General features: G+C 74.0%; 26 protein-coding genes and 1 pseudogene. 17 read left to right on the top strand and 10 right to left on the bottom strand.

Annotated features, from left to right (window positions below; genetic code table 11):
• Positions 1-16: 16 nt before the first annotated feature.
• The 3 genes from ACIRGB_RS14225 to ACIRGB_RS14215 are packed head-to-tail and all read right to left on the bottom strand — an operon-like array spanning position 17 to position 2,130.
• Positions 17-580: a flavoprotein gene (locus ACIRGB_RS14225; RefSeq protein WP_403863363.1), complete on the bottom strand. Its 564-nt coding sequence runs from the start codon at positions 578-580 to the stop codon at positions 17-19.
• A gap of 38 nt (positions 581-618) precedes the next feature.
• Positions 619-843 (bottom strand): ferredoxin, encoded by a 225-nt coding sequence (locus tag ACIRGB_RS14220; RefSeq protein WP_403863360.1) that lies wholly within the window; start codon positions 841-843, stop codon positions 619-621.
• Between the two features lie 12 nt (positions 844-855).
• On the bottom strand, positions 856-2,130 hold the full coding sequence (locus tag ACIRGB_RS14215; RefSeq protein ID WP_403863357.1) for a cytochrome P450: 1,275 nt from the start codon (positions 2,128-2,130) through the stop codon (positions 856-858).
• A 374-nt stretch (positions 2,131-2,504) separates the two neighbouring features.
• Between ACIRGB_RS14215 and ACIRGB_RS14210 the strand changes: the two genes are divergently transcribed.
• A complete protein-coding gene (locus tag ACIRGB_RS14210; RefSeq protein WP_403863354.1) occupies positions 2,505-2,954 on the top strand; it encodes a nitroreductase family deazaflavin-dependent oxidoreductase in 450 nt (149 codons plus the stop codon).
• Positions 2,955-3,017: 63 nt separating this feature from the next.
• Here ACIRGB_RS14210 and ACIRGB_RS14205 read toward each other — a convergent pair whose 3' ends face one another.
• Entirely contained in the window at positions 3,018-3,938 is a 921-nt protein-coding gene (locus ACIRGB_RS14205; protein ID WP_403863493.1) for a cation diffusion facilitator family transporter, read from the bottom strand.
• A gap of 187 nt (positions 3,939-4,125) precedes the next feature.
• On the opposite strand from ACIRGB_RS14205, the gene ACIRGB_RS14200 reads away from it, so the two are divergent.
• Positions 4,126-5,151 (top strand): glutathione S-transferase family protein, encoded by a 1,026-nt coding sequence (locus ACIRGB_RS14200; RefSeq protein WP_403863351.1) that lies wholly within the window; start codon positions 4,126-4,128, stop codon positions 5,149-5,151.
• 54 nt (positions 5,152-5,205) lie between these two features.
• Positions 5,206-5,508 carry a DUF4235 domain-containing protein gene (locus ACIRGB_RS14195; protein ID WP_403863348.1) on the top strand — a complete coding sequence of 101 codons (303 nt, stop codon included), beginning with the start codon at positions 5,206-5,208 and terminating at the stop codon, positions 5,506-5,508.
• A 77-nt stretch (positions 5,509-5,585) separates the two neighbouring features.
• Here the strand turns inward: ACIRGB_RS14195 and ACIRGB_RS14190 are convergent, their stop codons facing one another.
• Entirely contained in the window at positions 5,586-5,981 is a 396-nt protein-coding gene (locus ACIRGB_RS14190; RefSeq protein WP_403863344.1) for a VOC family protein, read from the bottom strand.
• A 207-nt stretch (positions 5,982-6,188) separates the two neighbouring features.
• Here ACIRGB_RS14190 and ACIRGB_RS14185 point away from each other — a divergent pair, with 207 nt between their 5' ends.
• Complete coding sequence (locus tag ACIRGB_RS14185) at positions 6,189-7,130, top strand: NADP-dependent oxidoreductase (protein WP_403863341.1); 942 nt, start codon at positions 6,189-6,191, stop codon at positions 7,128-7,130.
• A 171-nt stretch (positions 7,131-7,301) separates the two neighbouring features.
• A complete protein-coding gene (locus tag ACIRGB_RS14180) occupies positions 7,302-7,688 on the top strand; it encodes an anti-sigma factor antagonist (RefSeq protein ID WP_403863338.1) in 387 nt (128 codons plus the stop codon).
• On the opposite strand, the gene ACIRGB_RS14175 is transcribed toward ACIRGB_RS14180, so the two are convergent.
• Positions 7,654-8,607 (bottom strand): ribose-phosphate diphosphokinase, encoded by a 954-nt coding sequence (locus ACIRGB_RS14175; protein ID WP_403863335.1) that lies wholly within the window; start codon positions 8,605-8,607, stop codon positions 7,654-7,656. The two genes, ACIRGB_RS14180 and ACIRGB_RS14175, sit on opposite strands and share 35 nt — an antisense overlap.
• Positions 8,608-8,819: 212 nt before the next feature.
• Here ACIRGB_RS14175 and otr(A) point away from each other — a divergent pair, with 212 nt between their 5' ends.
• The 4 genes from otr(A) to ACIRGB_RS14155 all read left to right on the top strand — a co-directional run bounded on the left by otr(A) (position 8,820) and on the right by ACIRGB_RS14155 (position 13,517).
• Entirely contained in the window at positions 8,820-10,727 is a 1,908-nt protein-coding gene (gene otr(A), locus ACIRGB_RS14170; RefSeq protein ID WP_403863332.1) for a tetracycline resistance ribosomal protection protein Otr(A), read from the top strand.
• Positions 10,728-10,744: 17 nt separating this feature from the next.
• A complete protein-coding gene (locus tag ACIRGB_RS14165; RefSeq protein WP_403863329.1) occupies positions 10,745-11,428 on the top strand; it encodes a DUF4230 domain-containing protein in 684 nt (227 codons plus the stop codon).
• A gap of 153 nt (positions 11,429-11,581) precedes the next feature.
• Positions 11,582-12,121, top strand: a complete 540-nt coding sequence (locus tag ACIRGB_RS14160) for a VanZ family protein (protein ID WP_403863326.1) — start codon at positions 11,582-11,584, stop codon at positions 12,119-12,121.
• A 130-nt stretch (positions 12,122-12,251) separates the two neighbouring features.
• Positions 12,252-13,517 (top strand): ricin-type beta-trefoil lectin domain protein, encoded by a 1,266-nt coding sequence (locus ACIRGB_RS14155; RefSeq protein WP_403863323.1) that lies wholly within the window; start codon positions 12,252-12,254, stop codon positions 13,515-13,517.
• 30 nt (positions 13,518-13,547) lie between these two features.
• Here the strand turns inward: ACIRGB_RS14155 and ACIRGB_RS14150 are convergent, their stop codons facing one another.
• Positions 13,548-13,784: a hypothetical protein gene (locus tag ACIRGB_RS14150; protein ID WP_104634306.1), complete on the bottom strand. Its 237-nt coding sequence runs from the start codon at positions 13,782-13,784 to the stop codon at positions 13,548-13,550.
• A 162-nt stretch (positions 13,785-13,946) separates the two neighbouring features.
• Here ACIRGB_RS14150 and ACIRGB_RS14145 point away from each other — a divergent pair, with 162 nt between their 5' ends.
• The 4 genes from ACIRGB_RS14145 (at position 13,947) to ACIRGB_RS14130 (ending at position 18,422) form a co-directional block, all read left to right on the top strand.
• The gene (locus tag ACIRGB_RS14145) at positions 13,947-14,978 is read left to right on the top strand and encodes a PHP domain-containing protein (RefSeq protein ID WP_403863319.1); all 1,032 of its coding nucleotides are present in this window, start codon (positions 13,947-13,949) and stop codon (positions 14,976-14,978) included.
• Positions 14,979-15,037: 59 nt separating this feature from the next.
• On the top strand, positions 15,038-15,694 hold the full coding sequence (locus tag ACIRGB_RS14140) for an HAD family hydrolase (protein WP_403863316.1): 657 nt from the start codon (positions 15,038-15,040) through the stop codon (positions 15,692-15,694).
• Positions 15,695-15,818: 124 nt separating this feature from the next.
• On the top strand, positions 15,819-17,078 hold the full coding sequence (locus ACIRGB_RS14135; protein ID WP_403863313.1) for an aromatic acid exporter family protein: 1,260 nt from the start codon (positions 15,819-15,821) through the stop codon (positions 17,076-17,078).
• A gap of 312 nt (positions 17,079-17,390) precedes the next feature.
• Positions 17,391-18,422: an SDR family oxidoreductase gene (locus ACIRGB_RS14130; protein ID WP_403863310.1), complete on the top strand. Its 1,032-nt coding sequence runs from the start codon at positions 17,391-17,393 to the stop codon at positions 18,420-18,422.
• 78 nt (positions 18,423-18,500) lie between these two features.
• Here the strand turns inward: ACIRGB_RS14130 and ACIRGB_RS14125 are convergent, their stop codons facing one another.
• Positions 18,501-18,830, bottom strand: coding sequence for a hypothetical protein (locus ACIRGB_RS14125; RefSeq protein ID WP_403863307.1), 330 nt, complete (start codon positions 18,828-18,830; stop codon positions 18,501-18,503).
• Between the two features lie 121 nt (positions 18,831-18,951).
• Positions 18,952-20,241: an ROK family protein gene (locus ACIRGB_RS14120; protein WP_403863304.1), complete on the bottom strand. Its 1,290-nt coding sequence runs from the start codon at positions 20,239-20,241 to the stop codon at positions 18,952-18,954.
• Between the two features lie 202 nt (positions 20,242-20,443).
• Between ACIRGB_RS14120 and ACIRGB_RS14115 the strand changes: the two genes are divergently transcribed.
• The 4 genes and pseudogenes from ACIRGB_RS14115 (at position 20,444) to ACIRGB_RS14100 (ending at position 24,681) form a co-directional block, all read left to right on the top strand.
• Positions 20,444-20,938 (top strand): FBP domain-containing protein, encoded by a 495-nt coding sequence (locus ACIRGB_RS14115; RefSeq protein ID WP_403863301.1) that lies wholly within the window; start codon positions 20,444-20,446, stop codon positions 20,936-20,938.
• A 107-nt stretch (positions 20,939-21,045) separates the two neighbouring features.
• Positions 21,046-22,302: an aromatic acid exporter family protein gene (locus ACIRGB_RS14110; protein WP_403863298.1), complete on the top strand. Its 1,257-nt coding sequence runs from the start codon at positions 21,046-21,048 to the stop codon at positions 22,300-22,302.
• A gap of 61 nt (positions 22,303-22,363) precedes the next feature.
• A pseudogene (locus ACIRGB_RS14105) lies at positions 22,364-23,411 on the top strand (hypothetical protein).
• Positions 23,412-23,457: 46 nt separating this feature from the next.
• Positions 23,458-24,681, top strand: coding sequence for a lactonase family protein (locus ACIRGB_RS14100; RefSeq protein WP_403863295.1), 1,224 nt, complete (start codon positions 23,458-23,460; stop codon positions 24,679-24,681).
• On the opposite strand, the gene ACIRGB_RS14095 is transcribed toward ACIRGB_RS14100, so the two are convergent.
• Positions 24,649-25,374, bottom strand: coding sequence for a DUF2470 domain-containing protein (locus ACIRGB_RS14095; protein ID WP_403863292.1), 726 nt, complete (start codon positions 25,372-25,374; stop codon positions 24,649-24,651). The two genes, ACIRGB_RS14100 and ACIRGB_RS14095, sit on opposite strands and share 33 nt — an antisense overlap.
• Between the last annotated feature and the right edge of the window lie 65 nt (positions 25,375-25,439).

Below are 25,439 nucleotides of genomic sequence, written 5' to 3'. Positions count from 1 at the left end.
TCGAACTCCGGCCGGGTCAGCGCCGTTCGAGCAGGTCCAGGGCCCGTTCCCAGCCGAACTCCGGGCGGGGGCCGTCCTGCGCCGCGCCCTCGGTGTTCCCGGCGTACGGGTCGCCGAAGCGCACGCCCATCCCGCGCAGCCGGGCCAGGCTCTCCCGGTACGCGGGGTGGGCGGCCAACGCGTCGGCCACGCACGGCAGGACGGCGACCGGGACGCCGAGGCCGCACGCCTCGCACAGGGTGGCCACGGCGAGGGTGTCGGCCAGGCCCGCGGCCCACTTGTTGAGCGTGTTGAAGGTGGCGGGCGCGACCACGACGGCGTCGGGCGCCGGGAAGGGCCGCGGATCGCCCGGTGTGCGCCAGGCCGAGCGGACCGGGCGGCCGGTCCGCGCCGCGACGGCGGCCGCGTCGAAGAAGCCGCCCATGGCGACCGGTGTCGCGATGACCCCGACCTCCCAGCCGCGCCCCCGCGCCGCGTCGATCAGCCCGCCGACGCCTTCGGCCACGCCCGCGGCGCAGACGACCACGTAGAGGAAGGGCCTCGCGGCCTCGTCGCCTCCGCTTGCAGCCTGTTCACTCACCCGGGAACCCTACTGGGCCGGCCGCGCGCCCGCGGAGGTCAGCGGGCGTCCGGAAGGGGCCCGGTGTCCTCCGTCTCCTCGACGGTGATCGCGCCCACGGGGCAGGCGCGGGCCGCCTCCCGGACCAGCGCGCTGCCGCCGCCGTCCTCCCGGCCGGGGCGCAGGGTGCTGTAGCCGTCGTCGTCCTGGGTGAAGACCTCGGGGGCGGTCAGGGCGCACTGGCCCGCGCCGATGCAGCGGTCCTCGTCGATGCCGATACGCATGGCGGGAGCCTCCTACCAGGCCACGGGGAGTTCCAGCATCCCCTGGACCGTGTCGCCGGGTTTGAAGGGGATCTCGTCGGCCGGGGCGGCCAGGCGCAGCGTGGGCAGCCGGTCGAAGAGGGTGTGCAGGGCGATCTCCAGTTCGGCGCGGGCCAGGTTCTGGCCGAGGCACTGGTGGATGCCGAAGCCGAAGGCGACGTGGTGGCGGGCCGGGCGGTGCCAGTCGAGGGCGTCCGGGTCGGGGTAGACGCTCTCGTCGCGGTTGATGACGGAGGTCGAGAAGACGACCCCGTCGCCGGCCCGGACGGTCTGCCCGTCCACGTCGATGTCCTCGGTGGCGATCCGCAGCAGCCCGTCGGCGATCGACAGAACGCGCAGCAGCTCCTCCACGGCGTCGGGCAGCAGCGCGGGGTCCGCGCGCAGTTCGGCCAGCCGGGCGGGGTGGGTCAGGAGGGTGTAGGTACCGAGCGAGATCATGTTGGCGGTGGTCTCGTGACCGGCGACCAGCAGGATCACCGCGAACGCGATCAGCTGCTCGCGGTCGGGAGCGCCGTCGGCCGGTTGCCGCCGGACCAGGTCGTCCAGCAGGCCGTCGCCGGGTGCCCGCCGCTTGCGGTCGATCAACTCCCCCAGGTACGCCTCCAGTCGGTCGCGGGCGTCCCGGGTGTCGGCGGGCAGCGGGCCGCGCAGCAGCCGGCGGGACTGTTCCTCGAAGAAGTCGTGGTCGGCGTAGGGGACCCCGAGCAGTGCGCAGATCACCATCGACGGCACGGGCAGCGCGAAGGCCGTCACCAGGTCGGCGGGCGGGCCCTGCGCGATCATCGCGTCGAGCCGTTCGTCGACGATCCGCCGGATGCGCGGGCGCAGCGCGGCGGCGCGTTTGAGGGTGAACTCCGGGAGCACCATCCTGCGCTGGGCGCGGTGTTCGGGGTCGTCCACCCCGAGCAGTGCGGCCCTGCGCCCGCGTACGGCGGCCAGGCGTGCCGAGGTGGCGGGGAAGCCGTCACGGGTGCGGTCGGCCGACAGGCGCTGGTCGGCCAGCAGCCTGCGGGCGGCGGTGTGTCCGGTCACCAGCCAGGCGGGGCGGCCGTCGAAGAGCGTGATCCGGGTCAGTGGCCGGGCGGCGCGCAACGGGTCGTAGCCGGCGGGCGGCTGGTAGGGGCAGGTCCGGTCCTGCGGGAAGGCGACGGGGTGCGCCGCGCCCGCGTCCCCCGTGCCGCCGGTGTTCGTCGTCGTGCCGGTGTCCGTCGTCGTGCCGGTGTCCGTCGTCGTGCCGGTGTCCGTCATGGAAGACCTCGCAGACGAAGAGTGCGTCGTGATCTTCATTAGATGCCTCAGGCACCTATGAGGCGACGACAAGTTCGGCCATATCGGTGGCGGCGGCGGACTGGCCGGGGACCATCGGTCGGGGGCGGCCGGGTCGCGGCGCGCGGGCCGGGTCCGGGCGGCGGGTGGCTCGATCGCGGCCACCGGCGGTCCCGGCCGTGCCCCGGAACTGGCCGAGCGGCAGGGGGTGGCGGCCGGCGGCCGGACCCGCTCCGTCCGCTTGTCCGCGCGAGCGTGGGGTACGAGGGGCAGGATGCGGTAAGGATGGTCATGGCCGGTCGAGGGTGCCCATCGGTCCGGCCGGCCTGACGACACGACGACACGGACGGATGCACATGCCTCTTGACGGCGAGTACGAACCCAGCCCGACGCAGTGGGTGCGCGAACAGGTCGAGCTGTACGAGAGCTCGGGCGGCACCGAGGGCACGACCCTGGCGGACACCGGTCTGCCCGTGGTCGTGCTGACCACCCGGGGCGCGCGAAGCGGCAAGCTGCGCAAGACGCCGCTGATGCGCGTCGAGCACGAGGGCCGGTACGCGGTGGTCGCGTCCCTCGGCGGGGCGCCCAAGCACCCCGTCTGGTACTTCAACGTGACCGCCGATCCCCGGGTGGAACTCCAGGACGGCCCGGTGAAGCGGGACATGACGGCCCGTGAGGTCACCGGCGCGGAGAAGGCCGAGTGGTGGGAGCGCGCGGTCGCGGCGTACCCGCCGTACGCCGACTACCAGAAGAAGACCGACCGGGAGATCCCCGTCTTCGTCCTGGAGCCGACCGACGCGGGCTGAACGGGCGCTTCGGAATTTCCCGGATCGGCGTGCATGGACCGGCGGGTGCCGGGAAAATGTCGTTCAGGCCCCGCCGCGCTCCCCCGTCGCGGCGGGGCTTTCCGCCGCCTCCCGCGCGAGCCGGTCGGTGACGTCGAGGAAGACCTCCCCCGCCTCGGGGACGGTGCGCGCGATCGACCTCTTGATGCGCACGGAGACCTCCTCCACCCGTTCGCTGTCCAGGCCCGGCACCAGGTCGACGCGGGCCGCCACCAGGGTCGAGTCGAGGCCGGTCTTCATGGTGAACAGCGCCTCGACGCTGTCGATCTCCGGCTGGGCCCGCAGCAGCGCCCTGATCCGGCCGCTGGCCTCCGGGTCGGCGGCCTCGCCGATCAGCTGGTCGCGGGCCTCGCGGCCCAGCCGGTAGGCCACGTAGACGAGCAGTGCGCCGATGGCGAGCGAGGCGCAGGCCTCCCACACCACCTGCCCGGTGACCATGTGCAGCACCATGCCGGCCATGGCGAGGCAGACGCCGAGCACCGCGGTGCCGTCCTCGGCGACGACCGTGCGCAGCGCCGGGTCCCGCAGTCCGTCGGAGAGCCCGCCCTGGCCCCGCACCTGGTGCAGGGCCCGCAGCAGGGAGCCGCCCTCCGCGAGCAGGGCGACACCGAGCACGATCAGTCCGGCCACATAGCCGCTGAGTTCCTCCTCGCCGCCGCTGCTCAGGGCCTCGACGCCCTGGAAGAAGGAGAAGCAGCCGCCCATGACGAAGATGCCGACGGCTGCGAGGAGCGACCAGAAGAACCGTTCTTTCCCGTAGCCGAAGGGGTGTTTGCGGTCGGCGGGGCGGCGGCTGCGGCGCAGGGCGGCGAGGAGGAAGACCTCGTTCAGGCTGTCCGCGACCGAGTGTGCCGCCTCCGACAGCAGCGCGGGCGACCCCGCGACGAACCCGCCGACCGCCTTGGCGACGGCGATGACCAGGTTGGCCGCCAGGGCCACGAGCACGGTGACGCGTGTACTGCGGTCGGCCTTGCCGCCCGGCTTCTCTTCTTCTGCTGTCCCACTCACGAAGCCCCGACTGCCCCGGCCGGCCCGGCTCACACCCGCCTTGCGGGTGGCCACCAGTGCCGACCGGCGAAAACGGGGAACGCCTACACAGGGACGGACACACGGACAGCGGAAGGGCAGGGTCATGAGCGGTGACGACGGGACGCCCGGCAACAGCGGCTACGGGAAGAAGGCGTTCAAACGGTCCCGGAGCCACTTCGCGGACCGGATCACGGCGGACGGCCGGGACGGCTGGCCGGTGGAGGCCGGCCGCTACCGGCTGGTGGTGAGCCGCGCTTGTCCGTGGGCGAGCCGCGCCCTGGTCTCGCGGCGGCTGCTCGGCCTGGAGGAGGCCCTGTCCCTGGCGGTCGCCGACCCGATCCAGGACGACCGCAGCTGGCGCTTCACGCTGGACCCGGACGGCCGCGACCCGGTCCTCGGCATCCGCTATCTCAGCGAGGCCTACGACCGGCGGGAGACCGGCTATCCGGGCGGGGTGAGCGTGCCCGCGATCGTGGACGTGCCCAGCGGGGCCCTCGTCACCAACGACTACCAGCAGATCACCCTCGACCTCGCGACCGAGTGGACCTCCCTGCACCGGCCGGGCGCGCCGGACCTGTATCCGCAGGCCCTGCGCGACGAGATCGACGAGGTGATGGCCGGGGTCTACGAGGACGTCAACAACGGCGTGTACCGGGCGGGCTTCGCCACCGGCCAGGAGGAGTACGAGGCCGCATGCGCGGGGGTGTTCCGGCGCCTGGAGCAGCTGACGCCCCGGCTGGAGCGGCAGCGCTACCTGGTCGGTGACACGATCACGGAGGCGGACATCCGGCTGTTCACCACCCTGGTCCGCTTCGACGCCGTCTACCACGGCCACTTCAAGTGCAACCGCTGGAAGCTGACGGAGAATCCGGTGCTGTGGGGATACGTCCGCGATCTCTTCCAGACGCCCGGATTCGGGGACACCGTCGACTTCGACCACATCAAGCGCCACTACTACCAGGTGCACACCGGCATCAACCCGACCGGCATCGTGCCCCTGGGCCCGGACCTGACCGGCTGGCTCACCCCCCACCACCGGCAGGAGCTGGGCGGGCGTCCGTTCGGCGAGGGCACCCCGCCGGGGCCGGTCCGGGCCGACGAGGAGGTACCGGTGCGGGGCGGGCCCTGACCCGCACCGGTACGCGTACGACCCAAGCAGCGCACACCAGACAAGGAGATTCCCATGGCGAAGTTGAAGAAGAAGAAGCTCCCCCTCGCCTACAAGCCCGTCGGGTTCGCGCTCGGCTGGCTGGGCGGCACGCTGGCCGGGATGGCGTTCCAGAAGACCTGGAAGGTCATCCGGGACGAGGACGACGCGCCCGACGCCCTGGACCAGGACCGCGGCTGGGGCGAGATCCTGCTGGCCGCGGCGATCCAGGGCGCCATCTTCGCCGCGGTGCGCAGCGCCGTGGACCGCACCGGCGCCAAGGCCATCCAGCGCTCGACCGGCACCTGGCCGGTCCCCGACAAGGGCGGCCGTGACTGACCCGCGACCGACGCGGACACCCCCGGGGCCTGCCCGCCGGGCAGGCCCCGGCGGACAGGCCCCCATCCGGACGGGCGCTAGCCCTGTTTGGGCGCGGTCGGGGCGAAGGTGAGGCGGAGGGTGAAGGAGTGTCCGGCCGGGTCGGAGAAGCCGCGCTCCTCGTGCGGGCCGGCCGGGTCCTTCGCCTCCACCGGGCGTCCGCCCAGTCCCACGATCGCCCGCTCGGCCTCGTCCAGGTCCGACACCACGAAGTCCAGGTGGACCTGGAGGGAGTTCTCCGGGCGCGGCCAGCTCGGCGGGGTGGCGTTCACGTCCCGCCGGAAGGCCATGCGGAAACCGCCGGGACCCTCGATCTCGATGCGGTTGGCGCTCACGTCGCTCTCCTCGGCGCCCAGCAGCCCCTTGTAGAACTCGGCGAGCCGCTCGGGTTCGGCGCAGTCGAGCACCACGACGCCCGCGTTGACCAGTGCCATGTCTCCTCCGAAGGATTCCGGGCGCGGGGCGTCGTGCCCCGCGCCCTGTACCTTGCGGATATCCCGGCCCGGCCGAATCAGTCGGCGGGCGGCCGCCGGCCGTCCCGCCGGAGTCCGCCGCGGTGCCGGGCGGCTCCGGGAATGGCACGATCACTTCGGAGGTTGCAGACCGTGCCGTCCGTCCCCTCCCCGAGTTGCGAGGTCTCGATGAACACGATGCGCGCCGTCAGCCAGGATGTCCTCGGCGGTCCCGAGGTCCTGAAGGAGGTACGGCCCGAGCGCCCCGAGCCGCGCCCGAACGAGGTGCTGGTACGGGTGCGTGCCGCCGGGGTGAACCCGACCGACTGGAAGCACCGCGCGGGCGGCGGCTTCCTCGGCGAGCCGCCCTTCGTCCTGGGCTGGGACGTGTCGGGCGTGGTGGAGTCGGTGGGGGTCGGCGTCGCCGCCTTCCGGCCCGGTGACGAGGTCTTCGGCATGCTGTCCTACCCCTTCGGCCACGGTTCGCACGCGGAGTACGTCACCGCCCCCGCGCGCACCTTCACGCACAAGCCGGCGGGGATCGACCACGTCCAGGCGGGCGCCCTGCCCCTGGTCTCGCTGACGGCGTGGCAGGCGCTGGTGGAGCGCGCGGACGTACAGCCGGGGCAGCGGGTGCTGATCCACGCGGCGGCCGGCGGTGTGGGCCATGTGGCGGTGCAGATCGCCAAGGTCCGCGGTGCCCATGTGATCGGCACCGCCAGCGCGGGCAAGCACGAGTTCCTGCGCTCGCTCGGGGCGGACGAGACGGTGGACTACCGGGAGACGGACTTCGCCGAGGCCGTGAAGGACGTCGACGTCGTCCTGGACACGATCGGCGGCGACACGTCCCTGCGGTCCCTGCGCGTGCTGCGCCCGGGCGGGATCGTGGTGTCGATCCTGCCGGTCGGCTCGGACGAGTTCTTCCAGGAGGCCGACCGGCTGGGCGTGCGGGCGGTGCGGATGCTGGTCGACGCCGACCGGGCCGGCATGGAGGAGATCGCCCGCCTGGTCGAGTCCGGGAAGCTGCGGGCCACGATCGCGCAGACGTTCCCGCTGGCCGAGGCGGCGCGGGCGCACGCGCTGGGCGAGACCGGCCGCACCACGGGCAAGCTCGTCCTCGTGGTCGACTGATCGTCCGCCCCTCCCGATCGGCGGACCGCCGGCCCTGGTGTGAGATTTCGATGACATATGTCAATCGAACATGCTCAAACTCGCTCGATCGGGGTAACTTTCCGAGCGGACTGGGTAGTTGAGCCCCCGGAAGCAGGCCGGAAAGGCCGCGACAGGCTGGAGGCACGGTACGTGCGGCAGGAATCCGCGTCGCCCACCTCGCACCTACGCGTGCGCCACCACCGGGGGCACACGGTGCTGGAGTTCCGGGGCGAGATCGACATCGCCTCGGCGGCGGAGATCGCCCCGCACCTGGACCGGGAGACGGTGCGCCCCGGTGCCCGCGTCGTGCTGGACCTCGGCGGCATCGAGTTCTTCGACTGCTCCGGGCTGCGGCTGCTGTACCGCGCCCGGAGCCAGGTGCTCGACCGGGGCGGGCAGGTGCTCCTGGTGTGCGCCCACCCGCTGACCCTGCGCATGCTGCGGATCACCGGCCTGGCGCGGCTGCTGCCGCCGTGGCCGACCCTGGAGGAGGCCCTCGGCGTCAGCCGGCCGGCCGGGGGTCGAACAGGGCACTGACCGACTCGCCGTTGTGGATGCGGCGCACCGCCTCGGCGAGCGCCGGGGCGATGGACAGGATCCGCAGCTTGTCCGTGTGGTCGTCGGCCGGCACCGGCACCGTGTTGGTGCACACGATCTCCAGCACGTCCGGCTGTTCGCTGAGCCGGCCGAGCGCCCCGGCCGCGAACAGCCCGTGCGTGCAGGCGAGGCGGATGGTGCGCGGGCCCGACTCCCGGAGCCGGTCGAGCAGTTCCAGCACCGTGCTGCCCTTGGCGATCTCGTCGTCCAGCACGATCACGTCGCGCCCCGCGACGTCCCCGATCACCGCGCTGATGCTGACCCGGTCGTCGGCGTACCGCTGCTTCGCGCCGGCCGCCACCTGGGCGCCGAGCATCCGGGCGAACGCGGCGGCCTCCTTGGCGTTGCCCAGGTCAGGCGAGACGACGGTCGCCCGGGAGAGGTCGTACTGCCGGAAGTGCGCGGCGAGCTCCCGCAGCGCGTGCAGGTGGTCGACCGGGACCGAGAAGAAGCCGTGCACCTGGGGCGAGTGCAGGGTCATGGCGAGGACCCGGCTCGCCCCGGCCGCCACCAGCAGGTCGGCGACGAGGCGCCCGCCCAGCGAGATGCGCGGGGCGTCCTTCTTGTCGGAGCGGGCGTAGGAATAGTGCGGCATGACCACGGTGATGCGGCCGGCCGACGCCCCGCGGGCCGCGTCGCACATCAGGAGCAGCTCGACGAGGTGCTCCTGGACCGGCTTCACCAGCGGCTGGACGAGGAACACGTCCCGCTCGCGGCAGTTGGCCATGAGCTGCACCTCGAGGCAGTCGTTGGCGAACCGGCTGACCCGGGTGGGGCTGAGCGGCACGCCCAGCTGGGCGCAGACCTCCTCGGCCAGATCGGGGTGGGCACTACCGCTGAACACGGCGATGTCTCGCACGGACCGCTCCTCGCGTGATCCTGCTCCGGCCGGGGACCCCAGCTTACGGAAATCCCGTTGCGCCGCTCCCGGGGCCCCGGGTCATGATGGCGCCGTCCGTCCTCACCGGGACTCCCCGAGCCACCTCACGTCAGGAATCCCCCGCATGCGCCGACTCCTCGGAATCTCCCAGCGCCCCTTCCGGCCCACGGTTCCCGAGGACTCCTCCACGCATGCGCACCCTGAACATCGGCATTCTGGCCCACGTCGACGCCGGTAAGACCAGCCTGACCGAACGGCTCCTGTTCGACCACGGCGCCGTCGACCGGCTCGGCAGCGTCGACGCCGGCGACACCCGTACCGACGACGGCGGCATCGAGCGCCGTCGCGGCATCACCATCCGCTCCGCCGTCGCCGCCTTCACCGTCGGCGACACCCGGGTCAACCTGATCGACACCCCGGGACACTCGGATTTCGTCGCGGAGGTCGAGCGCGCCCTGGAGGTGCTCGACGGCGCGGTACTGCTGCTGTCCGCCGTCGAGGGCGTACAGGCGCGGACCCGCGTCCTCCTGCGCACCCTGCGGCGGCTGCGGCTGCCCACGCTCGTGTTCGTCAACAAGATCGACCGGGCCGGCGCGCGCACCGACGGCCTGCTCGACGACGTCCGGCGCCTGCTGACCCCGCACGTGGCGCCGCTGACCGAGGTGACGGACGCCGGTACCCCGCACGCCCGGGTGGTCCGCCGCCCGCCGGACGACCGGACCGCTCAGGCGCTCGCCGAGGTCGACCCCGGCATCCTGGCCGCGCTGGTCGACGGCCCCGAGCCGACCGCGCGGGACCTGGCCGCCGCGCTCGCGGCGCGTACCGCCGACGGCTCGTTCCACCCGCTGTTCCACGGCTCCGCGCTCGGCGGCGAGGGTGTCGCGGAGCTGGTCGAGGGCCTGGTCGGCCTGGTCCCGGCCGCCGCGCCGGGCACGTCCGGCGGCGCGGAACCGCGCGGCACGGTCTTCGCGGTACGCCCCGGTCCCTCCGGGGAGCGCACGGCGTACCTCAGGCTGTACGACGGCGAGGTGCGCCCGCGCCGGCGGCTCACCTTCCTGCGGCGCGAGTCCGACGGGCGGACCACCGAGGTCTGCGGCCGGGTGACCCGCCTCGACGTGGTCGGCGGGGACAGCACGCTCACCGCCGGGAACATCGCCGCGCTCACCGTCCCCGGCGGCCTGCGGGTCGGCGACCGGCTGGGCGAACTGTCCGAGCGGGCACCGCAGTTCGCGCCGCCGACCTTGCAGACGCTGGTCCGGGCGGTGGACCCGCAGCAGGCGGCGCCGCTGCGCTCCGCCCTGCTCGCGCTGGCCGACCAGGACCCGCTGCTGCACGCCCGCCCGGCGGCGTCCGGCGCCACCGCGCTGCTCCTGTACGGCGAGGTGCAGATGGAGGTGCTCGCGGCGACGCTGGCCGAGGACTTCGGCATCGAGGCGGAGTTCACGCCGGGCCGGGTCCGGTTCCTGGAGCGTCCGACCGGTACCGGTGAGGCGGTGGAGGAGATGCCGTGGCTCGACCACACCCGCTACTGGGCGACGATCGGCCTGCGGGTCGAACCGGGCCCGCGCGGCTCGGGCGGGGAGTTCGCCTACGAGACGGAACTCGGCGCGCTGCCCCGCGCCTTCCACCAGGCCGTCGAGGAGACCGTGCATGCCACGCTGCTCACCGGGCTCACCGGCGCGGCGGTCACCGACTACCGGGTCACGCTGGTCCGCTCCGGCTTCAGCTCGCCGGTCAGCACGGCCGCCGACTTCCGCGGACTGACGCCGATCGTGCTGCGCCGTGCCCTGGCCCGGGCGGGCACCGTGCTCCACGAGCCGTACCAGGCCTTCGAGGCGGAGGTCCCGGCGGACACGCTGGCCGCCGTGACGGCCCTGCTGGCCTCGCTGGGCGCGGACTTCACCGGGACGACGGGCGGCGACCCGGCCTGGACCGTCACCGGCGAGCTGCCGGCCCGGCGGGTGCGGGAGGCCGAGGTACGGCTGCCGGGGCTGACCCGGGGGGAGGCGGTGTGGTCGTCGCGTCCCGCCGAGGACCGCCCGCTGAAGCCGGGAAATGGTGGGCCTTGGACGGGAGTTGGCGGGCATCCGGATGAGTAGGAAGGAGGGCCGTCGCCATGACGACTCCCGTCAAGAAGCCCACGCGTCCCGTCGAGAGGCCCGCGCGGCGCATGCCCGGCTGGGCCAAGGCGCTCACCGCGCTGGTGCTGGTGCTGGTCGTGCTGTTCGCCGGACTGCGCCTGAGTGTCGTACCGGGGCTGAAGGATCTGTTCGGCTCCGAGACCCAGGACCGTTCGGGTCCGGCGCTGCTGAAGTCCGTCCAGGACATCAGCCGTTACGACGCCGCGTCGGGCAACTTCCAGGTCGTCGTGGACCTGGAGAAGGACGCCAAGTTCCTGCCCGACGCGGTCCGCGGCACCCGCACCCTGTACGTCGGGGCCGGCACCGTCGACGCCTTCGTGGACCTCGGCAAGGTGGGCGAGGACGACGTGACGGTCAACGGCGAGCGGACCTCGGCCACGCTGCGGCTGCCGCACGCGGCGCTGGGCAAGCCGGCGCTCGACCCCGACCGTTCCTACGCGGTCTCCAAGCAGCGCGGGCTGCTCGACCGGCTCGGCGACCTGTTCTCGGACAACCCGAACGGCGAGCAGGCCGTGCAGAAGCTCGCGGCCCGGCACATCGGCGAGGCGGCGAAGGACAGTGAGCTGAAGGCGCGGGCCGAGACCAACACCACCGCCATGCTCCGGGGGCTGCTGACCTCCCTCGGCTTCGAGGAGGTGCGGGTGACGTACGGGACCTGAGACCCCGCCGGGGCCGGGGCGGGCACGGCACGGCGGGCGTGCGCGGCCGTGCCGTGCCGGGTCGCCTGGGGGTCGCCCGGTTCGCCAGGCATCCTCGGCGGATCGGCGGGTAATCGCGCTACCACGCGGGGAACTGACGACTGGAGGACCGACATGGCTCGTGCCGCCTCACGGCCGCGTACTTGGCCGCGCCCGCGCACCACCAAGGCGCGCGAGGGCGACCGTCGCGAACGGCACACGCTCGCCCTGCCGTTGCGGCTGCTGGCGACGGCGTGCGCGTTCGTCTTCATGGTGGCGTTCGCGGTGGTGCTGGCGCGGCTGACCCTGCAACCCTCCCCCGCGTCCGAGGCTCTGACCCACACCAACCTGCACCCTGGCCGCTCGCTGAGGGCCTATCTGGACCAGCCCGCCCTGCGCGACGCCGTCAAACAGATCGGCGGGAACATCCTGCTCGGCGTGCCGTTCGGCGTCCTGGTCCCGGTCGTCGCCCCGCGCACCCGCGGGGTGCTGCGCGTGGTGCTGCTGACGGGCATCGTGATGCTGCTGGTGGAGTGCGCCCAGGGCGTCCTGGTCACCGGGCGCGCCTTCGACGTCGACGACGTCATCCTCAACACCAGTGGGGCGCTGATCGGTTACCTGCTCCTCGGCCGACGGATGAGCCGCACGGTGCACGCGCGCGGGGGACGTACCTGAGACGGGGCCGTCCGGTCCGTACCAAGGTATTGACCGCCCCTTATCTCACTACTTGAATAAAGAGGCGACACCTTCAGTCCCCCACCTCGGTCGGCGTCTTCGCGCAAGGCGCCGTACGGAAGGGAGAGCCGTGGCCCGCCCACGCCTGCTCCGCAGATGTCTCCTCGCCGCCGCCCTGTCCGCCGGGCTGGCCGCGTCCCTCGTGACCGGCCCCGCCCAGGCGGACCCGGACACCCCACGAGCCGCCGGGGCCGTGGACGCCTCGTCCGCCGCGGCCGCCGCCGTCGCCTTCTCCGACACCTTCGACGGTCCGGCCGGCGCGGCCGTCGACTCCTCGAAGTGGCAGATCGAGACCGGCGACAACGTCAACAACCACGAACGGCAGTACTACACCTCCGGCAACAGGAACGCGGCCCTGGACGGCCAGGGCCACCTGGTCATCACCGCCCGCAAGGAGAACCCGGCCAACTACCAGTGCTGGTACGGCACCTGTCAGTACACCTCCGCGCGGCTCAACACCTCCGGGAAGTTCACCGCGCAGTACGGCCACGTCGAGGCGCGGATGAAGGTGCCGCGCGGGCAGGGCATGTGGCCCGCGTTCTGGATGCTGGGCACGCCGGTGAACTGGCCGGACTCCGGCGAGATCGACGTCATGGAGAACGTCGGCTTCGAGCCCTCCACCGTGCACGGCACGATCCACGGCCCCGGTTACTCCGGCGCGGGCGGCATCGGCGCCGGCTACACCCTGCCGGGCGGGCAGGCCTTCGCGGACGCCTTCCACACCTTCGCCGTCGACTGGGCGCCCGACTCGATCACCTGGTCGGTGGACGGCACCGTCTACCAGCGGCGCACCCCGGCCGACCTGGGCGGGAAGCAGTGGGTGTTCAACAGGCCGTACTTCCTGATCCTGAACCTGGCGGTCGGCGGCTACTGGCCGGGCGACCCCGACGGCTCCACGGTCTTCCCGCAGACGCTCGTCGTCGACCACGTCTCGGTGACGACGGGCGACACACCGTCCGGCGGCGCCATCCGGGGCCTGGCCGGCAAGTGCGTGGACGTCGCCGCGGCGAACACCGCCAACGGCACGCCGGTGCAGCTCTACGACTGCAACGGCACGGCGGCCCAGCAGTGGACGGTGGGCGCCGACGGCACGATCCGGGCGCTCGGCAAGTGCCTGGACGTCAACGCCGGCGGCACGGCGGACGGCACGGTCGTCCAGCTGTGGGACTGCAACGGCAGCGCCGCCCAGCGATGGGTCGTCACCGCCGCGCGCGACATCGTCAATCCGCAGGCCGACAAATGCCTCGACGTCACCGGCAACAACCCGGCCAACGGCACCCGGCTGCAGATCTGGACCTGCACGGGCGGCGCCAACCAGAAGTGGACGGTCGGCTGAGGCACCGGGCGGGGCGGCCCGGGACGCGTCCTAGTGCGTGGTCCAGGTGAACTTGTCCCCGCCCACCCAGCGGACGACTTCCGGGTCGTCGAGGTCGTGGACGGTGATGCCGAAGGCGGCGGCGGCCTCCAGGACGTCGGTGACGGCCCTGGCCTCACCTACCACCTGGCCGTCGATCTGCACGATCCGGAAGGGGGGCGGGCCCGGGTCCACCCCGAACACGAGGATCCGCGGACTGCCGATGTGCGGGCTGTCGATCTCGGTCATGTCTAGAGCGTAGGCCGCAACCCGCGGGAGCGAGGACCCGGCCCCGGGTCGGGCGCCGGCACGGCCGCCCGGCTCGTGGTGCGGGTCCCGGTCCTGTGGGGAACCCTGGACATGCCGGCCGAGGCCGGTGGGGGCCGGTCGAGGTCGGACCAGGAGGTGGTGATGGACCCCGTCGAGGCACTGGAGCGGATCGCGTTCCTCCTGGAGCGGGCCCAGGCGCCGACGTACCGTGTCCGCGCCTTCCGCACCGCGGCCGGGGTGCTCGGCGGGCTGTCGGCCGGCGAGCTGCGCGAGCGGGCGGGGTCGCTGGAGTCGCTCAAGGGGATCGGCCCCAAGACGGCGCAGGTGGCGCGCGAGGCGCTGGACGGACAGGTGCCCGGTTATCTCGCCAAGCTGGAGGGCGAGGCCGACACCCCGCTCGCCCGGGGCGGTGAACGGCTGCGGGAGCAACTGCGCGGCGACTGCCATCTGCACTCGGACTGGTCCGACGGCGGCAGCCCGATCGAGGAGATGGGCCGGACCGCGGCGGCGCTCGGGCACGAGTGGGCGGCCCTGACCGACCACTCGCCGCGGCTGACGGTGGCCCGCGGCCTCTCCCCCGCACGGCTGCGCGAGCAGCTGGACGTGGTGGCGGAGCTGAACGCGGCCTGGGCGCCGTTCCGGCTGCTGACCGGCATCGAGTGCGACATCCTCGACGACGGCTCGCTCGACCAGGAGCCGGAGCTGCTGGAGCGGCTCGACGTGGTGGTCGTGTCCGTGCACTCCAAGCTGCGGATGGACGCCCGCTCGATGACCCGCCGGATGGTGACCGCCGTCCGCGATCCGCACGCGGACGTGCTGGGGCACTGCACCGGGCGGCTGCTGACCGGGCGGGGGCGGCCGGAGTCGGAGTTCGACGCGGACGAGGTCTTCGCCGCCTGCGCCGAGTCCGGCACGGCCGTGGAGATCAACAGCCGCCCGGAGCGGCTCGACCCGCCGCGGCGGCTGCTGCGCCGGGCGGTGGCGGCCGGCGTGCTGTTCTCCGTCGACACCGACGCGCACGCGCCCGGTCAGCTGGACTGGCAGATCCACGGGTGCGCGCGGGCCGAGGAGTGCGGGGTGCCCCCGGAGCGGGTGGTCACCACCTGGTCCCTGGACGAGCTGCTGGCCTGGACCCGGGAGGGCCGTACACCGTCCGGAGTGGCGAGCCGCTGACGTGGTACCCGCCCGCCGATCCGCGGTCCGCGGATCACGGACCACGAAAGGGACAGTGCATGGAACGGGCGGCCGTGTTCGACGTCGACGGAACCCTCGTCGACACCAATCACCTGCATGTGACGACCTGGTGGGAGGCGTTCCGGCAGGCGGGCCACGACGTGCCGATGCACGCCGTCCACCGGGCCGTGGGCCTCGCCTCCGGCGATCTCGTCGCACGGCTGCTCGGCGAGGACCGGGACAAGGACCGGGACGCGGAGCTGAGCGCCGCCCACAAGGCACTGTACGGGCAGTACTTCGACCGGCTGCCGGCGCTGCCGGGCGCCGGGGAACTGCTGCGCCGGCTGGCCGGCGACGGCTGGACGGTGGTGCTGGCCACCTCGGCGGGCGGGGCGGAGCTGGGCGCGCTGCGGCGGGCGATCGACGCGGACGACGCGATCACCGCCACCGCGAGCGCCGACGACGTGGACGCGGGCAAACCCGCGCCGGAGCCGGTCGAGCACGCCCTGGAACTGGCCGGAGTGCCGGCCGAGCGGGCCGTCTTCGTCGGCGACACCGTGTGGGACATGCGCGCGGGCAGCCGGGCCGGGGTGCGCTGCGTGGGCGTGCTGTGCGGCGGCCTGCCCCGCACCGACCTGGAGGAGGCGGGCGCGGAGGCGGTCTACGCCGACCCGGCCGACCTGCTGGCCTCCCTGGGCGGGAGCCCGCTGGCATGAGTCACCGGACCGGGCCCCGCACCCTCCCCGCGCGGCTCGTACGCCGCACGCCCCGCATGTCACGTAGGTCACGCATGTCCCGCATCGAGACGAGTCCGCCGGTCACGCGGGCACCCGGTACCGCATGAGCGCAGTGACACACACAGTGCGGGAGGCACTGAGGGGCCGGCGGCCCTTGGCCGCGGTGTGGTGGGAGGCGTGTGCCGTCGGACGGGCCGCCCGGGCCGCCTGGCGGGGGCCGGGGCGGGAACGCGACCTGGTCGTGCAGTCGCTGAAGGCCGCGGGCGCGGCGCTGATCGCCTGGGCCGTGGCGGGGGTGTGGATGGACGACCCGATGGCGCTGATGGCGCCCTGGGTGGCGCTCGTCCTCGTGCAGGCCACCGTCTACAGCTCGGTGCGGCAGGCCGGGCAGCAGTTCGCGGCGATCTGCGTCGGCGCGCTCGTGGCATCGGCGGCACAGGCGATCACGGACGACAACACGGGGGCGCTGGTGCTGTCCCTGCCCGTGCTGATGCTGGCCGCGAACTGGTCCCGCTTCGGCCCGCAGGGCATCTACACGGCCACCACGGCGGTGTTCGTCCTGGCCTCCGGCACGGCGGTGTCGGCCGCCGCGGTCGGGCACCGGGTGGGACAGGCGGCGCTCGGGGCGGTCATCGGCGTGGCGGTCAACGCGCTGGTGCTGCCCCCGGTCCACCTTCGGGACGTACGGGAGAACCTCGCGGCGCTGGCCCGGGAGGCGGGCGCCCTCCTGCACACCGTCGCCGACGACCTGCGGGAGACCCGGTGGGACGCGCAGAGCGCGGCCGACTGGTCCCGGCAGGCGGCGTGGCTCCAGCGGCGCCTGGACGCGCTGTACTCCGCCCGGTCGTGGAGCCGGGAGAGCCTGCGCCTGACCTCGGGTCCGCTGCGCCGGCTGCACCGCGGGCCCAGGGTCGTGCCGCCGGAGGACGAGGACCAGCGGTGGAGCCGGGTCACCGGGAACCTCACCGCGCTGACCCGCACCCTGGCCGTGGCGGCCGACGAGCACCGGACGCCCGTACCGCCCGCGGGGACCGACCTCGACCTGTACGCGCGTCTGCTGCGGCTGATCGGCGACGCCTGCCGCGCCGAGGCCGGCCGCCTGGTGGGCGAACGGGACGGGACCGATCCGGAGGCGGCCACCGAGGAGACGATGGAGGAACTGCACCGGCGGCTTCAGGAGAGTCTGCGGGAGCACGCCGGACAGGGCGCCGCGCGGACCGCGGTCCTCGGCACCTTGCTGCTGCAGGCGGAGAACCTGTGGGCCGAGATCGTGCCCGACCCCCACGAGTCCGACTCCCACGAGTCCGACCCCCACGAGTCCGACTCCCGCGAGTCCGACCCCCACGAGCCCGCCCAAGAGTGACGCACATCACCGCAAACCGCGACAGACGGTGGAACACCGACACGTCGTTCGCCGTTGAACAGACCGTGGGTACGGATGGGACAGTGTCCCCGGGCCTCACCTATTGCCCACAGGGACGATCGTTCGGCTGAAGCCCTGTGGAGCCTTTCGCCGAGAGGCGACCGCCATCCGTATCCGCCCCGAGCCGCCCCGGCCGTGATTCCCCCGTCGCGGTCGGGGCTTCTCCATGCCCGCGCGCTCCGCGCGTTCCCTTCCCGGGCGGCGGGTACCCGGTGCTCTCCGCAGAAGGCGATCGGCCGAGAGGAGCACAGCGTGAGCAGCGCGACGGGCAGCAGGATCGTGGTCACGGGTGCCACGGGCAACGTGGGCACCAGCGTGGTGCGGCTTCTCTCCGAGGATCCGGAGGTGGGGTCCGTGCTGGGGCTGGCCCGGCGGATCCCCGGCTGGTCGCCCGCGAAGACGGAGTGGGCGGCGGTCGACCTGGCCGCCGAGCAGACCGACCTGGCCGGCCACTTCGCCGGCGCCGACGCCGTCGTCCATCTGGCCTGGGCCTTCCAGCCGACGCACGACCCGGCGACGACCTGGCGCACGAACGTACTCGGCTCCATCCGGGTCTTCGAGGCGGTGGCCGCGGCCGGGGTGCCGGCGCTGGTGCACGCCTCGTCGGTCGGCGCGTACTCGCCGGGTCCGAAGGACCACGCGGTCGACGAGTCGTGGCCGACGCACGGCTGGCCGGACGCCGCGTACTGCCGGGAGAAGGCTTACCTGGAACGGGCGCTGGACACCTTCGAACGCGACCACCCCGGGATCCGGGTGACGCGGATGCGGCCGGCCTTCCTCTTCAAGCGGGAGTCGGCCAGCGAGCAGCGGCGGATCTTCGGCGGCCGGTTCCTGCCGGGTCCGGCGGCGCGTCCGGAGCTGCTGCCGTTCCTGCCGGACGTCCCCGGTCTGCGGGTGCAGGCCCTGCACACGGACGACGCCGCCCACGCCTACCGGCTGGCGGTGCGTTCCGAGGACGCCCGGGGCGCGTTCAACCTCGCGGCCGATCCGCCGGTGGACGCCGAGCTGCTGGGCGAGCTGCTCGGGGTGCGTCCGGTCCGGCTGCCCCGCACCGCGGCCCGCTCGGCGATCGCCGCCGCCTGGGGGATGCGACTGCTGCCCGCCTCGCCGCATCTGTTCGACGCGGTGCTGCGGCTGCCGCTCATGGACTGCACCCGGGCACGGGTGGAGCTGGGCTGGCGCCCGACGCGCACGGCGACGGAGGTGCTGGAGGAGTTCCTGCGGGGCCTGCGGCAGGGCGCGGGGGCGGACACGGAGCCGATGCGCGGACGCAAGGTGGGCTGAGCGCCACGCGTGAGGGGCGGCGGGCATCCTGCCCGCCGCCCCTCGCGCGGCCCCGCGGTCCCGGGCCGGACGGCTCCGTCAGCCGGAGGGCTCGTCGGGCACCGGGTGCTCGGGGTGTACGGCGCCCGACTGCGGTGCGCCCCGCCGGCCCGTGCCCGCCTCGTCGGTGTCGGGGACGTCGTCGGCCTCGGGACCGGCCTCCCCGCCGCCGGAGGTCTCCCCGTCGCCGGAGGTGTCCGCGTCGTCCTCGGGCCGTTCGTTGTCCAGGCCCTGACGGTGCTCGCGCTGCTCGCGGGTGGGCGAGGCGGCCTCCCACGGGTCGTCGTGGTCGCCGGCCTGCTGGTCCGGCATGTCGCGCGGTACGGGGGTCCCGTTCTCCCCCGGTCCCTCGTGGCGGTGGTCGGACACGGCAGCTCCTTCTCGCGGCTCTTGTGGTCCTCCGGTCGTCCGACAGCGTCCGACGGTCGTACGGGACCGTCCGACGGTCGTCGGAGCGACGTCGGGTACCTCCGCGGTGTCCGGCGAAACCTCAGTGCGGCGCCCGCTCCTCGAGCGCCGTGCGCCAGGCGGGGACCGGGTACTGCGGGGCCGGTTCGGGGCGCCTGCCGCCGCGCGCGAAGAAGTCGGCCAGGGGCAGGATCGCGGCCCCGACCGTGACGGCGTCCGGGCCGAGCCGCCCCAGGTCGACCGTCACCTTCTGGGCGGGGTGGCGCAGCGCGTACGACACGGCGTGGCGACGTACGGCGGGCAGGAAGCGGGGGCCGAGCTGGAGGCCGGCCCAGCCGCCGATGAGGATGCGCTCCGGCTGGAAGAGGTTGATCAGGTCGGACAGGCCGGCGCCCAGGTACTCGGCGGTCTCCTCCAGCACGGCGAGCGCGACCGGGTCGGCGGCCCCGCCGTCGGCCGGGTAGGCGGCGGCGAGCATCGCGGTGAGGGCGGTCTCCTCGTCGGTGTCCTCGGGCACCCGGCCGTCCGCCTCCCGCCAGCGGGCCAGCAGCGACTCGGCGCCCGCGTACGCCTCCAGGCAGCCGAGCGCTCCGCAGCGGCAGCGGCGGCCCCGGACCCGGACGGTCAGGTGCCCCCACTCGACCGCCCGGCCCTGCTCGACCTCGGGGGTGACGAGGCTGGCGCCGACACCGGAGCCGAAGAGGACCACGACCGCGTTGCGGGCGCCGCGTCCGGCGCCGAACCACATCTCGGCCTGGCCCAGGGTCTTGGCGCCGTTGTCGATGAGGTAGGGGACGGTGTCGGGCAGCGGGGAGCCGGCGCGCAGCAGGGCCTCCAGCGGGACCGCGTCCCAGCCGATGGTCTGGCCGTGCACCACGGCACCGCGGTCGGCGGTGTGCTCCACGATGCCGGGGACGCCGATCCCGGCGCCGAGCAGCCGTTCGGGCGGGAGTCCGGCCGTGGCCAGCACCTCGGCGACGCCCTCGCGGATGTGCCCGACGATGACGTCGACGTCGTAGCGCTGCGGGGCCAGCGGGCGCTCGGCGCGGGCGAGTTCGGTGAGCGTCAGGTCGAACAGCTCGACCCGCACCCGGGTCTCGCCGACGTCCACGCCGATCATGTGGCCGCTGGCGGGGGCCACGCGCAGCAGGGTGCGGGGGCGTCCGCCGTCGGAGTCGACGCTGCCGGCCTCCTCCACCAGTCCGTCGGCGACCAGGTCGGCGACCACGTTGCTGATGGAACCGGAGCTGAGTCCGGTCGCCGGGCCCAGCTCGAAGCGGCTGAGCGGTCCGTCGAAGTAGAGCCGTTGCAGCACGGCCGTACGGTTGGCCCTCCTCAGGTCACGCACCGTGCCCCCGTTCCGCCCCGCCATGTGGTTCCTCCCGTGCCGTGCCCGGTCTGCAAGATACCTCTGCCCCACGACCGTACGCGACTTCCCTTGGTACTTAATTCATGCTATGAACTCGCCTCCCCGAAAACCGGTGGCCACTCGGCGCGTAAGCTATCTACGCTAGGCGAAAACCTAGAGATCCTAGGTTCCTTTCCATCAAGGTTCGACCAAGGGGAGGCTCCCCGTGAGAGCACTCAGCGAGCAGGACATCCGCGGTTCCTTCATCAATTGCTCGAAGGGCGAGGCCAAGCGCCTGACCGTCCCCCGCGACCTGGACGAGCGCCCCTGGGACGATCTCGACTTCCTCGGCTGGGGCGATCCCGGGGCGCCCGACCGCAGTTACCTGGTCGCCGAGCTGGACGGGCGGCTCACCGGTGTGGCGCTGCGCTTCCAGCCGGCCAGGAGCGGCTTCTTCCAGCGCAGCCTGTGCGCGCTGTGCCTGACCACCCATCCCCGGGGCGGTGTGTCGCTGATGACGGCCCGCAAGGCCGGAGCGGCCGGCCGCGAGGGCAACTCGGTCGGCCTGTACATGTGCACCGATCTCGCCTGCTCCCTGTACCTGCGGGGCAAGAAGGTGTCGCAGAGCGGCGCCCGCTTCGAGGAGAGCCTCACGCTGGACGAGCAGATCGCCCGGACGCTGGGCAATCTGTCCGCGTTCGTCGCCAAGGTGACCGGCTGACCCGTCCGGCGGCGCCCGGCGCGTGGGAGGAGGTCCGGCCGCCCGCGTCCGGCTACCGTCCTGAGCGGACACGTTCGAGGCGCCTGCGGAAGGGAACAAGCCCGAGGATGCGGGATGTGCTTGAGGCCGCGAAGACGGCTCTGCGGCGGGTGAAGTGGCTGAAGGACCCCGTGGTCGTGCAGGCCCTGCGGTCCGCCGCCGCGGCTTCGATCGCCTATGTCATCGCGGTACGGCTGAGCCCCGACAAGTCGGCGGCGCCGCTGACCGCGCCCCTGACCGCGCTGCTGGTCGTCCAGGTCACCCTGTACGCCACGCTGAAGATGAGCTTCCGCCGGGTGAACGCCGTGGTCGCCGGTGTCCTGGTCGCCATCGCCTTCAGCCAGTTGGTCGGGCTCAGCTGGTGGAGCCTGGCCCTGATCATCGTGGCGGCGCTGGGCGTCGGGCACCTGGTGCGCGCCGAGGAGTTCACCGCCGAGGTGGCGATCAGCGCGATGCTGGTGCTCGGCGTCACCTCGCACGGGAGCCTGGCGTGGGCCCGGGTGGTGGAGACCCTGATCGGGGCGATCGTCGGTCTGGTCTTCAACCTGATCCTCGCGCCTCCGGTGTGGGTGGAGCAGGCCGGCGAGTCGGTCGTGGGACTGGCCCGGCAGGTGCGCCAACTGCTGCTGCGGATGGGCGAGGAGGCGGCCGGCAGCACGCCCTTCCACGAGGCGGCGGCCCGGCTGCACGAGGCACGCCGGCTCGACCACGACATCGGCGAGGTGGACGAGGACCTGCGCCAGGCCGAGGACAGCCTGCGGTTCAACCCCCGGGTGCGCGAGGGACTGCTGCACCGGGTGGTGCTGCGCACCGGCCTGGACACCCTGGAGATCTGCACGGTGGTCATGCGGGTCCTCGCGCGCAGCTTCACCGACCTCGCCAAGCAGCGCGAGCCGGAACCCCTGTTCGCGCCCGAGACGGGCGCCGCGATCCAGCAGTTGCTGTCCGAGATCGCCGACGCCGTGGTGAGCTTCTCGGTGCTGGTCACCACCAGCGCGAGCGAGAACGCCGAGTCCGCGGAGGAGCGCCTGGCCGCCGAGCTGCGCCAGGCCGCGGCCACCCGGGACAGGCTGGCCGGCCTGCTGCTCGAGGAGGTCCGGCGCGACGAGCGGCAGTGGGAGCTGCGGGGTGCGGTGCTGGCCGAGGTGAACCGGATCATCGACGAGATGGACACCGAGCACCGTTCCCGCCGCCTCCTGGAGGAGCTGGACCGCCACACGCGCGAGCAGCGCGAGCGCATGCCGCGCCTGACCCGGCTGCGGGACCGGGTGCGGTCCGGGCTGCGCGGGGGGAACCGCGGCACCGGTGCGCGGCGTTCCTCCTGAGGAACGACGAACGGCGCGCGGCCGGCGAAGGCGCGTGCACGGCGAATGAGGGGGCGTTCGGATGGGCGACACCAGTGTGCGGATCGACGGGAACCGGCTGTCACTGCCGGGCGGGGCGACGGTCCGCTTCATCCGCACCCTGCGGCTGCCGGAGACGGGCACGCACCCGCTGCCGCCCGGGCTCGGCGAGTTCCCGGTCCGCCGGGTCCGCGACTACGCCGACCGTGTGCCGGAGGCGTGGCGGGCGCGCGGCGGTGTGATGCTGCCGGTGTACCTGCGTGAGGCCATGTGGCTGAGTTTCGCGGGCACGAGGGAGCCCGCCGCGCTCCAGGTCGGGGTGGGCAAGGTGTGCGCGGTCTCCGGCAGGCCCTGGAGCGACCGGCTCTCCCGTGACCCGCAGAACTACGTGGTGCTGCCCCCGCCAGCCCTGGCTGGACGGCATCAACTCCGGGACCGGCACGGTCCGTCAGTTCGTGGCGGTGCCGCTCGGCATGGGGGCGACCGTCGAGGGCCAGGTCACCGGCGAGGAGGTCTGGGGCGGCGTCCAGTTGCAGGCGTTCACGCTGGGCGACACGGAGCTGGCCCGCTGGCGCGAGGAGGAGCGGCGCCGCACGGAACTGGCCCGCAGGGCGGCCCGTACCGGCGGTGCCTTCGGGGCTCCGGCACCGGCCTCGGCGCCGGCCGCCCCGGGCGCGGCCGCGGGGTACGGCGGTGCGCCCCGGTCCGCGCCCGCCATGGGTCTCGGCGTCGGCGGTTCCATGCGCCAGGAGGTGTACCGCGACCAGCGGCCGCTGACGGACTGGGCCGAGCGGCCGGCGGGCCGGGTCTTCGTGCACCTGGTGACGCCGCCCGAGTGGCACCGCATCACCGGCGAGGCGCCGCCGCCCTCGCCCGTGGACCGGGCCGCCTACACCCGGGCCGGTCTGCCCTGGTACGACTACTACGACCAGGACGCCCACGATCTCGCCCCCACCGCACCGCTCCGGGACGTCCAGCCGGTCGGGGACTGGATCGGCGACGACCACCAGCCCTGGCAGCCGCCCGCGCCCCACCAGGTCCACCCCCTGGGGGACGCGCCGGGCAAGCCGGTGCAGGACGGGGACTGGTAGCGGCGGGACCGGCGCAGGAGGGCACGCGAGGACACGGGAGGACCGTATGAACGGTGACGGATGGAGCAGGCGGCGCTTCGCCGGGCTGCTCGCCCGCGCTGCCGCCGCGACCGCGGCCCTCCCCGCGGCGGCGGCGTGCGGCGGCACGGGAGGGGTGCGGGCGCCGTCCGCGACGCCCACCGCGTCCCGGGCGAGCAGCGGTGCGTCGGGCAGGGAGCGCGGGTCCTCCGCCCCGCGCCCGCTCCTCCTCGGCACCTACACCTCGGCCGAGGGCGGCGGCAAGGGCATCGGGCTCGCCGAGTACGACCCCGCGACGGGCCGGATCACCGGCCGCGGCCTCCTCGCCGAGGTGGACGATCCCTCGTACCTGGCGGTGCATCCCGACGGCCGGACCCTGTACGCGGTCGACGAGCGCGAGGACGGGGCGGTGACCGCCGTCCGGCTGTCGGACCGCACGGTGCTGGGCAGCCGGAGCACCGGCGGGGCGGCGCCCTGCCACCTGTCGGTGCACCCGGGCGGGCGCTGGCTGTTCAGCGCCAACTACGGCTCGGGAAGCGTCGCCGTGCACCCGATCGACGCCTCGGGCGCGCTGGGCGCGCGCACCCACCTGGTCACGCACTCCACTCCCCCGCCGGGCCCGGGGCAGCGGGGTCCGCACGCCCACCAGGTCGTCACCGCCCCGGACGGCGCCCACGTCCTCGCCGTGGACCTCGGCACGGACACCGTCTACACCTACCGCCTGGACGAGCGCGCGGGGACCCTCGCGGAGGTCGCGCGGGCGCGGACCCGGCCGGGCGCCGGACCCCGGCACCTCACCTTCCACCCCGGCGGACGCCACGCCTATCTGGCCAACGAGCTCGACGACACCGTCACGGTCTGCGCGTACGACCCGGGGACCGGGCGCCTGACCGTCGGCGATCCGCAGTCCACCGGGGCGGGACCGGGCCAGGGGGCGGGCACCAACTACCCCGCGCAGATCCTGGTCACCGCCGACGGCGCGTACGCCTTCCTCGCCAACCGGGGGCACGACAGTCTGACGCGGTACGCGGTGGAGGCGCAGGGCGCCCGGCTCCGGCTGCTCGGCACGGTGCCGGTGGGCGGCGACTTCCCGCGGCAGATCGCCTTCTCCCCGGACGGCGGGCTGCTGTTCGCGGCCAACCAGCGCTCCGGCACCGTGAGCGTGTTCCGGGTGAGCGCGGACGACGGCGGACTGCGCCCCGCGGGAGAGCCGTTCGCCTCACCCGTCGCCGTCTGTGCGCTGCCGCTGTAGGGCCCTCGGGCAGGAGGCGGCGCCCGCCTGGGCGAGCAGCACGTGCACCCGCTCCGTGAGCTGTGCGATCTCGTCGGCGGGCGCGTGGAACGGCAGGCGTACGTCGCCGTGGTCGCGGACCCGTTCGATGCGCAGGGTCAGTCCGTGCCGGTCCACGGCGAGCGGCCGCACCCGGACCGCTCCGTGCAGGCTGTCCGGGTCGACGAGCCGGGTCAGCCGCTCCACGGCGTCACCGTGGCAGTCGGCGAGATGGGTCAGCAGCCGCGCCTCCGCCAGGGCCAGCGGATCGGGCGCGGCGGCGGTGAACTCGTCGACGTCGACCACCACGGCCCCGGACGGCCGCCGCAGCACCACGCGGGTGGGCCGGAAGGACAGGTGCCCGTCCGCCACGGCGAACCAGCCGGCGAGCCAGAGCCGGGCCCTGATCCGGCTCCGCACCGGGACGGGCGCCACGTCGGCGAACTCCAGCACGGCGGACGGCTCCCCGCGGGGCGCGCACACCGCCGCGGCGAGCAGCGCGCTGTCCTCGGGGACGTGCAGGAGCACCCGGCCGTCGTCGGTCACGGTGTGCGCGCCGACGAACTCCTCCCGGCCGCCCTCCGCGGTCACCGCGCACGACCAGGCGGCGGCGAGCACCGAGCGGGCCCGCTCCGCCGCGGCGGGCGCGGCCGCCCACGTGTGGCTGTCAGCCATCCCAACCTCCGTTCGGCAATTCATTAGGTAAGGCTCACCTAACCTATCGGAGTTCGGGGAGTGCG

It is taken from the genome of Streptomyces sp. NPDC102490 (assembly GCF_044765285.1).
In the GTDB taxonomy this organism is placed as follows: Bacteria; Actinomycetota; Actinomycetes; order Streptomycetales; family Streptomycetaceae; genus Streptomyces.
The sequence above is the reverse complement of the archived record's forward strand: the minus strand, read 5'-3'. Positions and strand labels throughout refer to the sequence as shown.